The organism is Candidatus Culexarchaeum yellowstonense (genome assembly GCF_024707025.1).
In the GTDB taxonomy this organism is placed as follows: domain Archaea; phylum Thermoproteota; class Methanomethylicia; order Culexarchaeales; family Culexarchaeaceae; genus Culexarchaeum.
Map to the genome: position 1 here is coordinate 1 of NZ_JANGFQ010000052.1, position 9,720 is coordinate 9,720.

At 37.5% G+C, this 9,720-nt stretch carries 12 protein-coding genes and 1 pseudogene; 9 read left to right on the forward strand and 4 right to left on the reverse strand.

Translation table 11 applies throughout. From position 1 onward, the window contains the following. Nucleotides 1-314: pseudogene (locus MRT15_RS06905) on the forward strand (hypothetical protein); the annotation flags it as partial. A 21-nt stretch (nt 315-335) separates the two neighbouring features. After that, nucleotides 336-707 (forward strand): hypothetical protein, encoded by a 372-nt coding sequence (locus MRT15_RS06910; protein WP_304329182.1) that lies wholly within the window; start codon nt 336-338, stop codon nt 705-707. Nucleotides 708-722: 15 nt separating this feature from the next. On the opposite strand, the gene MRT15_RS12575 is transcribed toward MRT15_RS06910, so the two are convergent. Beyond that, a complete protein-coding gene (locus MRT15_RS12575; protein WP_369684957.1) occupies nt 723-1,295 on the reverse strand; it encodes a TMEM165/GDT1 family protein in 573 nt (190 codons plus the stop codon). Nucleotides 1,296-1,410: 115 nt separating this feature from the next. On the opposite strand from MRT15_RS12575, the gene MRT15_RS06920 reads away from it, so the two are divergent. The 5 genes from MRT15_RS06920 (at nt 1,411) to MRT15_RS06940 (ending at nt 4,752) form a co-directional block, all read left to right on the forward strand. Then, nucleotides 1,411-1,890, forward strand: coding sequence for a flavodoxin family protein (locus tag MRT15_RS06920; RefSeq protein ID WP_304329186.1), 480 nt, complete (start codon nt 1,411-1,413; stop codon nt 1,888-1,890). Between the two features lie 71 nt (nt 1,891-1,961). Further along, nucleotides 1,962-3,119, forward strand: a complete 1,158-nt coding sequence (locus MRT15_RS06925) for a M20 family metallopeptidase (RefSeq protein WP_304329188.1) — start codon at nt 1,962-1,964, stop codon at nt 3,117-3,119. A gap of 50 nt (nt 3,120-3,169) precedes the next feature. Next, on the forward strand, nt 3,170-3,469 hold the full coding sequence (locus tag MRT15_RS06930; protein ID WP_304329189.1) for an MTH1187 family thiamine-binding protein: 300 nt from the start codon (nt 3,170-3,172) through the stop codon (nt 3,467-3,469). Nucleotides 3,470-3,474: 5 nt separating this feature from the next. Further along, nucleotides 3,475-4,098: a PHP domain-containing protein gene (locus tag MRT15_RS06935; RefSeq protein ID WP_304329191.1), complete on the forward strand. Its 624-nt coding sequence runs from the start codon at nt 3,475-3,477 to the stop codon at nt 4,096-4,098. Continuing rightward, on the forward strand, nt 4,099-4,752 hold the full coding sequence (locus MRT15_RS06940) for a DedA family protein (protein ID WP_304329193.1): 654 nt from the start codon (nt 4,099-4,101) through the stop codon (nt 4,750-4,752). 1 nt (nt 4,753) lies between these two features. Here MRT15_RS06940 and MRT15_RS06945 read toward each other — a convergent pair whose 3' ends face one another. Then, complete coding sequence (locus tag MRT15_RS06945; protein WP_304329195.1) at nt 4,754-5,980, reverse strand: Ig-like domain-containing protein; 1,227 nt, start codon at nt 5,978-5,980, stop codon at nt 4,754-4,756. A gap of 112 nt (nt 5,981-6,092) precedes the next feature. On the opposite strand from MRT15_RS06945, the gene MRT15_RS06950 reads away from it, so the two are divergent. Further along, complete coding sequence (locus tag MRT15_RS06950; protein ID WP_304329197.1) at nt 6,093-6,842, forward strand: creatininase family protein; 750 nt, start codon at nt 6,093-6,095, stop codon at nt 6,840-6,842. A 35-nt stretch (nt 6,843-6,877) separates the two neighbouring features. Here MRT15_RS06950 and MRT15_RS06955 read toward each other — a convergent pair whose 3' ends face one another. Continuing rightward, entirely contained in the window at nt 6,878-7,717 is an 840-nt protein-coding gene (locus MRT15_RS06955) for a HepT-like ribonuclease domain-containing protein (RefSeq protein WP_304329199.1), read from the reverse strand. A 302-nt stretch (nt 7,718-8,019) separates the two neighbouring features. Then, nucleotides 8,020-9,261 (reverse strand): hypothetical protein, encoded by a 1,242-nt coding sequence (locus MRT15_RS06960; RefSeq protein ID WP_304329201.1) that lies wholly within the window; start codon nt 9,259-9,261, stop codon nt 8,020-8,022. A 91-nt stretch (nt 9,262-9,352) separates the two neighbouring features. Here MRT15_RS06960 and MRT15_RS06965 point away from each other — a divergent pair. Further along, a partial coding sequence (locus tag MRT15_RS06965) for a DUF429 domain-containing protein (protein ID WP_304329203.1) occupies nt 9,353-9,720 on the forward strand: 368 nt, incomplete at its 3' end.

A 9,720-nucleotide genomic window follows, 5' to 3' on the forward strand; every position in this document is an offset into this window, starting at 1 on the left:
TGTTAAAACACCCAATTAGGCGCAAAATAATCCTCACACTCTTTGAAAGGGGGAATTTATCCTACGTTGATCTCATGAACCTAATAGAAGTTTCCAGCACTGGAAAGCTTAATTACCACCTGAAAATCTTAGGCGATCTAATCGGGAAAGACCAAAATGGACGTTATACTTTAACGGAAAAGGGGCTGATGATAGCTCAGCTCCTTCAAAAGTTTCCAGAAAGGAAACCTCAATCAACAACTTTATCCATGGCGGATGCAACGGTAATCGGTTTCATAGGCATGGCTTTAACGCTAGCTAACCCTACCTTCTGAACCTTTGCGATTGCGGCATTGTTGAAGTTGAATTTAGAGTTGGATTCCTCCACATTCCCAATAATTGGATTTTTAACCATGGCATATGCCTTAATAGTTCCTGGAGCAGTTATATGGCTATTAACTGTTAAGCGCACAAACTCCCATGATATATATGACTTAATGAAGCCGCCTACGATGACATTCGCCCTTCTCATAGCTCTCCTAGCAATAATGCTTCTCATGAAAGCAGACTTAATGATAACAATTAAAAGTCCAGTAATCCAAGGTCACTGGTCCGTCATGCAGATAAACCTACGAACATTAACACTCCTTGGCTTAATATTCCCATTCATTGGAGTCATCATCGCTGAATTAATAAGCATATTTAGGAAAGTTGTGAAAATGCTTTAACATCACTCTCCTAAACTATAGGGGGAGAGTTTGAGAAATCATTACTAAACCTAAAATGATGAATATTATGGAGGATAATATCCTCAAGTACCTCATAGGTATAAATCTTAAAATTTTGGATCCAACAATTACACTTAAACCTGTTATAATGGAGAATGCAAGCATAACACCAATAAGGACTAGTGTTGGATTATTGAAGGATGCTGCTAAGAGTATTGAGGACAATTGCGTTTTATCACCCAACTCCATAAGTGAAATTAGTGTGAAAGTTTTTAGGAATGATGCTTTAACATCATTAAATTCACATGAAGAATCATTTGAACTTCGAAGCGAGAGTAAACCGAAAATTATGAAGGTTAAGCCAGCAACTATTCCAATTACAGGTTTTGGAAGAATGCTTAAAATGCTCCCACCTAGAAATGCACTTAAACCATCAACAATGAAGAATGCAAGCATAGCCCCAGAGAAGACCGAGATGAAAGAAGATTTTGAAGCAAGAATCATTGTACAAATATGCGTCTTATCACCCAACTCAGCTAATAGGATAACAGTGAAAGATGCGATGAGGGGAGCTAAATCAATATACATAAACTTCGAATAGAACAAATTTATGTTAAAATAAAAAGGTTGCTAATCCATAGACCCGCATGGAAGTGGGGGTACGCTTTAATAATCCACAGTCAATAGTATTAATTGTGAATTTATGGTTAAAATCCTAGTACTCTACTATTCAAGGAGCGGGAACACTGAAACCTTAGCAAAAGCAGTGGCTGAAGGAGCTAGAAGTGTGGAGGGTGTAAATGTGGAATTGAAAAGGGTTGATTATGCAACAGTTGAAGATATGATATCATGTGATGGAGTGGCTGTGGGATCCCCAAACTACTTTGGATACATGGCTGGGATAATGAAAGACTTCTTCGATAAAGCGTGGAGTGTTAGAGATAAGCTTGCTGGAAAACCATACGTTGCATTCACATGTGGAGGAGGATCTAGAACTACAGCATTACAAAGCATTGAAACCGTTTTAAATGCATTTAAAATGGAGAAGGTTGCTGAGGGGGTTGCGTGGGGACTTAGAGATCACGGCCCTCCATCAGAGAAGGATTTAACGCCATTAAGGAAGCTTGGAGAAACATTGGCAAAGGAAGTATTGAAGAGAAAGGTGGAGACGCCGAAGGAGTAGCTAAACATAAAATTACCCCAATTTTTCCATGATGGATACATTTAAGTTACGTTTAAACATAGCAAATTTACATGGAAATCTGTAAGGAAGATTTGGATGAAATTAAGAGGAGGATCATGGAGTTTATAAGTGTTAGGAGTATTGTTGGAGAAGAATTTGAAGGAGCCAAATATCTAACTGAATTAATGAGGGATTGGGGTTTCAAACCAGAACTCCAGAAGGTTGAGGAGAATAGGTACAATGTGATATGTAGAGTAAGGTTGGGGGATGTGGGGAGGAGGCTTCTATTAAATGGACACATGGATACAGTTCCACCATCAATGGATTGGAATGTAGATCCATTCAAACCATTCATTGATGATGATAGACTCTACGGTTTAGGGGCAATAGATATGAAGTCTGGACTCATAACCCTCCTATACAGCCTAAAGAAATTCATTGAAGAGAATGAGGGAGGGGTGAATGGTGAAATAATATATTCTGCAGTTGTAGATGAGGAGGGGTATTCGAAGGGGGCTAAAAAGTTAGTTTCAGAATTGGATTATGATGCAGCAATAATAGGGGAACCATATGATGGAATTGATAGTAGCGTAGTCATTGGGGAGACTGGCAAGATACTGTTAAGCATAGAATGTATTGGGAAGGCTGCACATGCATTTAGACCATGGATTGGAGTGAACGCCATAGAAGAAGCATCAAAACTAATATTAAAAATAGTTGAGGAGGGGACATTTGAAGATGAAAGGTTTGGAAGAATTCAACCAACAACCTTAAAAATTGAGGGGGGATACAAAATCTACAACGTAACATTACCGGAAAAGTGCATATTCGAAGTAAACATTCTAACAAAACCAGAACAAACAGATGAATACTTCATAAATTGGATCAACGAATTAGCAAAGAAGATTGGCTTGAAGGGTGGCATATCCGTGAAGATTAAAGAGCCAAGATACTATGGATACATTACAAATGAAAATAGCATGATAGTAAAAGCATTTAAAAAGGCATTTGAAGAGGAATATGGATTTAAACCCAAAATTGGATTCAAAGCCACCATAACTGATGGAAATATAATTGCAATGAAGGGTGCGAAGCCACTAATAGTTTATGGTTTAAGAGGGGGGAATGCCCATATGGCCAACGAATACCTAGAATTAAAATCAATAGAGAAAACATGCAAAGTATACATTAAAACCATGAAAAACTACCTAAAAACAGAGGAGGAGTAATGTTGAAATGCTATTAATAGTGGATATACTGTTTTGGGGGTGAAGCATAAATGATAATAGTTGAATTCAGCATAATACCCATAGGCGTTGGAACAGGGTTAAGTGGGTATGTTGCAGAGGCAATAAAGGTGTTGGATAAGAGGAAAGTTAAATATCAATTGACAGCCATGGGAACAATATTTGAAGCAAAGGATCTTAAGGAAGCATTTGAAATAATTATGGAAGCCCATGAAGCTGTAATTAAAGCTGGAGCCATGAGAGTGATAACAAACATAAAGTTGGATGATAGGAGAGATAAGGAGGAATCCATGGAGAGGAAGGTTAAAGCAGTCATGGAAAAGTTAAGGTGAAATGATTGTATAAGGCAAAGGTGGATTTACACATACACTCAAACAACTCAATAGACAGCAAATTAACAATAGAAGATATATTGGAATACTACGAGTACAAAGGCTTCAAAGCAATAGCCATAACAGACCACGATGAATTCAAAGGATCCATAATAGCCAACAAGATTAGTGTTGAAAAGGGGTTAAATTTGAAGGTATTATTTGGAGCTGAAATAGAGACAGCCATTGGAGAAGTAATACTAATAACCACAACACCGCCACCAAGAAAGATGCCAAAAAGTATAGGTGAAATAATCGACACAGCCAAAGACTATCATGGATTAACAATAGCACCACACCCATACGCACAAGATAGGAGAGGATTAGGAGACAATCTAATAAATGGAGAAGCAAGAGGGGTAGATGTCATAGAAGTTTGGAATGGTAAAACAGGTAGGGAGTGGAATGAAATGGCATTAAACACAGCAAAAATCCTAGGGAAACCTGGAATGGCCAACAGCGACGCCCACAACAAAGAAGACCTCGGAATAGCATACACAATAATAGAAGTAAATGAAATTGAACCATATGAAATCATAAAATCACTAAAAAACAATAGGATACTAAGGATAATTAGAGGAGGAGATTAAATGGGAATAGTGGAAGACATCTTAAACGGACTAGAAGTTCTAGGACCATATGGAGTATTCATAGGGGTAGTGATAGAAAACATTATAACCATAATACCATCAGCATTAATACCACTAATGGCTGGAGCCACAATAATACCTAAAGAATTAAACCCAACACAAGCAATACTATCAATAGCAATAAACATAGGGTTAATTGGAGCCATAGCATCAACACTAATCAACACACCATACTACGCAATAGGATACATCAGCGGTAAAAGAATCATAGATAAATATGGAAGATATATTGGAACATCATGGGATGAGGTGGAGAAATATAAACTCAAAATAGAGGGTGGGAAATTTGAAGATATAACCATCATAGCATTAAGAATTATACCAATAATACCAATATCACCAATATCAATAGCCCTAGGAGCAATAAGATACGACATAAAGAAGTTCATAACACTAACAATAATTGGAACAATACCAAGATACATAATCATTGGAATAATAGGGTGGGCTTCAAGAGAAATAATATGGACAATAGCAAAAACAATAGACACCATGGAAAACATCGTGATCGCTGGAATGATAATTGGAATAATAGCATACATAATAAAGAGGAGGAGAGGAATTCAATTGAAAACAGCAAACAAGCAAAAATAATTTATGTTCTTAAAATTATTGCCCAAGCAGGAATCTGATAGCAAGCGTTTAAAGTCCTCGATACTTCAACTTTATATATGTTTATTGTGCAACCTTCAACGCCATAAACTTCTACATGTGCACATATTGCATGAGCACTCTTAAAAACTAAATTTACATCCAGAGGTACGTTTAAAACTTGTGGAAAATCTAGATATTTGATGGAAATATACTTAATGAATTTTGATATTGGTATAGCTAACTCTTGCCAATCTAAATACAGTATAGTTGCAATACTATTCAATCCTTTGCCGGTAGCGGTTTTTAGAAGTACTTGGTTTCCTTCAATGTCATCTTCACCTATAACTTTGTCTAGAGTGTCAGGCCAATAGTAAGCTATATATACTCTATGTTCTCGATACACCTCTCCATCAGCAGGCATTTCATACTCCCAACACTCATAATTAATTGCAGCTAAACACGAGATGTATCCGACGCTATTCTGACTTACATCTAATCCAAGTGCCTTTTCAATTTGTGATGTTACCCAACTTATCTCTGCACCTATACTCCATGTTACAGTAATAGAGTTGTCTATAACTTTGGTTACTGAATATGTGCATTTAAATGCAACCTCTCTATATTGTTCAACAAGATAACCGCAGCTTGCCTTCGTGTTTTGGTCCGTAGATACTTTGAAGAATGTTTCCCTCATTGTCTTCTGCGCACTATATATTAATTTCGCCCATGGTGATACTTGTTGAATATTGGTTGATGCCATTTTAGCATAACCCTCCACCTTTGTTATTGGGTGTCTTAATTCTAGATTTACACGGGTGATTATTGGCCCTGATGTCGTTAATGGTAGTTTTGTTGACGCTGAGCCGAAATACACTGTATTATTATATACACCCATCGATGTTATGTATAGTCCTGGATTTATTGTGAAGCTCCTCTTCTCAGCCTGATTCCAATCAATTATCGGCTTTATTACGTCTTTTACAGATAGATGGAAGACTGCAATTCCATATACATTTGTACATGTCGTCGCCACCAACTTAGTGCCATTTGAAAAAACTGCATATACATATACGTTTGCTCCTGGAATTGCGTTTCCATCCTTTAATACTGTTACTGTTAAGTGTATTCTATCAAGCTCCAATGAAACAACATACACACCTCCAAACAATGCAAAAACAAATAGTAGCAATATCATTGTAAGTTTTAAACGTGATTTAATGATGGACATTCGAGATCAAAATAAATTTTAAAATTCAAACATATATATATCGCGCTACAGAATTTGAGGCATAATTATTTAAGTAGTGTTAATGTAAGAGTTATGTTTGGTTGTGATATTTATGGTTAAGGTTAAGATGGATGAAATGAGTTGGGTTGAAGTTAAGGAGGCTTTAGATAATGGTTTTGATACAGTAATAGTTCCTGTGGGATCAATAGAGCAGCATGGACCACACCTACCACTTGGAACGGATACATTTATTGGTGAAGCTTTGAGTGTTATGATTGCTGAGAAGCTTGGTAAAACCCTTGTAACCCCTCCAATAACCCCTGGATGCTCACAGCATCATATGGGATTCCCAGGAACATTAACTTTAAAACCAGAGACATTAATGCAAGTGGTTAGGGATGTGTGTAAATGTCTAATTAGGCATGGATTTAAGAATATAATTCTGCTCCCCACACATGGTGGAAACTTTGCGCCAATAGAAACCTTGATAATGGAGCTTGCCATGGAACATAAAGATGTAAAGATAATTTCACCACTAAAACTTGAAGAGCTAATTAAGGTTATGAATGATGTTATGGCAGAGTATGGAGTGACATTTAAGGAAGCTGGAGTTCATGCCGGAGCTGCAGAAACATCAGCAATGCTACACATAAATGGGGGTCTCGTGAAAATGGATAGAGCTGTCGAAGGATTCACTGGAGAATATACGATATCACAATTATACTCCTACGGCGTCAAAGCGATAAGCAACACTGGAGTTCTAGGAGACCCGAGAAAGGCAAGTGCAGATGCTGGCAGGAAGATGATGGAGAAACTTGCAGAATACTACGTGGAGAAGATTAAGAGGGAATTAAAGATTTAACATTCCTCTACAACCATCATCAATAATGCAATATTTTATTTAAGATTCGGTTGTGTGGAAATTTTCAGTCTACCAAAAGTTCTTGCAGTATAAATTGCGTGGAGGTCCATTGAGTCTAATACTTCAAGGTACATTTTCCTCTCCCAAACCTTCCTAACATCCTCATTCTCCGCATAAATCACTGCACCCTCCCTCAAGACTCTAGCTTTCAACATCGTATCAGCAATATTTAATACAACAACATCCACTTTGTCAGCTGGAACCTTCAAAGCATCCGCAATATCCAATGCAAGTTTAATTTCATCCATTACAGTCACATCAGCCCTATCCATTACCACAGCTATATCATAATCACTATCAGGTCTACCGAAACCCCTCGCACGACTACCAAACAAGTATGCTAAAACAACATTATGCTTCCTAAAAACCCCCTCCAATAAATTGGCTACATGTTTAACGTTAGATTCATCCACTGGATCTATACCCCTACTCTCTAAAATCCCTTCCAGCTTCCTAACAACTCCCTCAGTTTTTGGGAGAATTTCCATTACAATCCTATCTAAATCCATTGTGGAAAGCCTGCGATATGCATGTGCAATAACGTTCCTTGTGACAGCTATCAACCTCAAATCCTCTGATACACATTCATCAATTAACTTCATATCACATAAAACCTTCCCCAACTCAGCATATGAACTAGGCTTCCTCAATCCAAGATCAGCTATAACCATAGCCACAGCATCCAAAATATTCTGTAATGAAGCATAAATCTCCCACCTAAGCGCAGCCAACTCAACATCATTCCTCGGAGGATTAAGACCCCTAGCTCTATTCAAAGAATTCAACGCTTCAGCAAGAATAGACTTAATTTCCATACCAACCACAATTAATGGAAAACAGTTACTTAAATAAAGGTTTTCTAATCGAAACATTTAATGTGATATTAATTGATAAAGGATTGTGAAGAGAAGCTCACAAAATATTACGTAAATATCTAAACATCATTAAAGAAGTCTAACTTTGAAAATAGATTAGAGAAGCCAGGAAATTATTACCATAGCCAATGATGACGGCGATGAGAATTCACAATGACTAAGGCGAATTCACACATTTAAAATACAATATTCATCATATATCAATAAATAAAAAATAAAGGGAATTTAATAGTATAAACCCATTACGTTCTCAAAATTATTGCCCAAGCAGGGATCTGATAGTAGGCGTTCAAAGTCCTCGATATTTCAACTTTATATATGTTTATTGTGCAACCTTCAACACCATAAACTCTTACATCTGCACATATCGCATCAGCACTCTTGAATATCAGATCTACATCCACAGGTACATTTAAAGCTTGTGGGAATTTGAAGAACGTGGCGGCAATAAACTTAATGAATTTGGATACTGGTATACCGAATTCTTGACTAACGTACCAATGTAAATACACTATGAATGCAGCAGTATTCCATCCTGCGCCAGTTACGGATCTTAGAAATATTTGGTTGCCTTCAATGTCATCTTCACCTTTAACGGTTTGTAATGAGTCAGGCCAGTAATAAACTATGTATGTTCTATGCTCCCTATAGAGTTCTCCACCATCAGCAGGCATCTCATACTCCCAACACTCATAATTAATTGCAGCTAAAAATGATACATATCCTGTGCTACTTTGACCCACATCAAATACGAGAGTTTTGTAAATTTGTGATGTTACCCAACTTATCTCTGCACCTATAGTCCATTTCACAACAATGGAATCGTCTATAACTTTGGTTACTGAATATGTGCATTTAAATGCAACCTCCCTATATTGTTCAACAAGGTAACCGCAGCTTGCCTTCGTGTTTTGGTCTGTGGATACTTTGAATACAGTTTCCCTCATTGTGCTCTGTGCACTATATATTAGTTGTGCCCATGGTGGTGCTTGTTGCTGAACGTTAGTTGAAACCGTCTTTATTTTGGTTTCCACCTTCTTTATTGGGTGTTTTAGGTCTAGGTTTATGTTTGTTGTTATTGGTCCTGTTAGTGTTAGTGGTAGTTTTGTTGACGCTGAGCCGAAGAATATTGTGTTATTGTAGACTCCTATGGATGTTATGTATAGTCCTGGATTTATTGTGAAGCTCCTTTTTCCAGCCTGATTCCAATCAATTATTGGCTTTATTATGTTCTTTATTGATAGTTGGAATGCTGCAATTCCATACTGGTTTGTGCATGCAGTTGCTATGAGTCTGGTACCGTTTGGAGCTGAAGCGAATACGTATACGTTTGCTCCTGGAATTGTGTTTCCATCTTTTAGTACTGTTACTGTTAAGTGTATTCTGTCAAGCTCCAATGAAACAACATACACACCTCCAAGCAATGCAATTATGAAGAGCAGTATTATAGTAATAGTTTTTAAACTATATTTCGCGATAAACATATTAGACCAGAAGATATTGGGAAATTCAAACATATATATATATCGGTTGCAAGGTGAGATTATCATTTGATGTTTTATTGTGGTGTTTGTGGTGTGTAGTGGTTTTGTGTGTATGGGTGTGGATTTGGCTAGTATGGAGTCTAGGGAGACTGGGATATGTATATTGAGGGGGGTGCATGTCAAGACTATGACTGTTCATGGTGATGTGGAGATTTTGAATTTAGCGTTGGTGGAGAAGCCGCATGTGATCGCAATTGATGCTCCATTATCGTTGCCTAAGGGGAAGACTTTGGATTCGAGGGGTTGTGTTAGGGAGTGTGATAGGGAGCTTTTGAGGATGGGTATAAGGTTTTTCCCATTAAACTTTAAGTGGATGAGGCAGTTGACTATGAGGGGGATGAAGCTTAGGGCTGAATTGACTGGTATGGGGTTTAGGGTTATAGAGACTTATCCTGGTGG

What these genes read in the sequence shown, in the direction of transcription:
- MRT15_RS12575 (WP_369684957.1), bottom strand. Translation starts at nt 1,295, where the DNA reads ATGTATATTGATTTAGCTCCCCTCATCGCATCTTTCACTGTTATCCTA.
- MRT15_RS06920 (WP_304329186.1), top strand. Translation starts at nt 1,411, where the DNA reads ATGGTTAAAATCCTAGTACTCTACTATTCAAGGAGCGGGAACACTGAA.
- MRT15_RS06925 (WP_304329188.1), top strand. Translation starts at nt 1,962, where the DNA reads ATGGAAATCTGTAAGGAAGATTTGGATGAAATTAAGAGGAGGATCATG.
- MRT15_RS06930 (WP_304329189.1), top strand. Translation starts at nt 3,170, where the DNA reads ATGATAATAGTTGAATTCAGCATAATACCCATAGGCGTTGGAACAGGG.
- MRT15_RS06940 (WP_304329193.1), top strand. Translation starts at nt 4,099, where the DNA reads ATGGGAATAGTGGAAGACATCTTAAACGGACTAGAAGTTCTAGGACCA.
- MRT15_RS06945 (WP_304329195.1), bottom strand. Translation starts at nt 5,980, where the DNA reads ATGTCCATCATTAAATCACGTTTAAAACTTACAATGATATTGCTACTA.
- MRT15_RS06950 (WP_304329197.1), top strand. Translation starts at nt 6,093, where the DNA reads ATGGTTAAGGTTAAGATGGATGAAATGAGTTGGGTTGAAGTTAAGGAG.
- MRT15_RS06955 (WP_304329199.1), bottom strand. Translation starts at nt 7,717, where the DNA reads ATGGAAATTAAGTCTATTCTTGCTGAAGCGTTGAATTCTTTGAATAGA.
- MRT15_RS06960 (WP_304329201.1), bottom strand. Translation starts at nt 9,261, where the DNA reads ATGTTTATCGCGAAATATAGTTTAAAAACTATTACTATAATACTGCTC.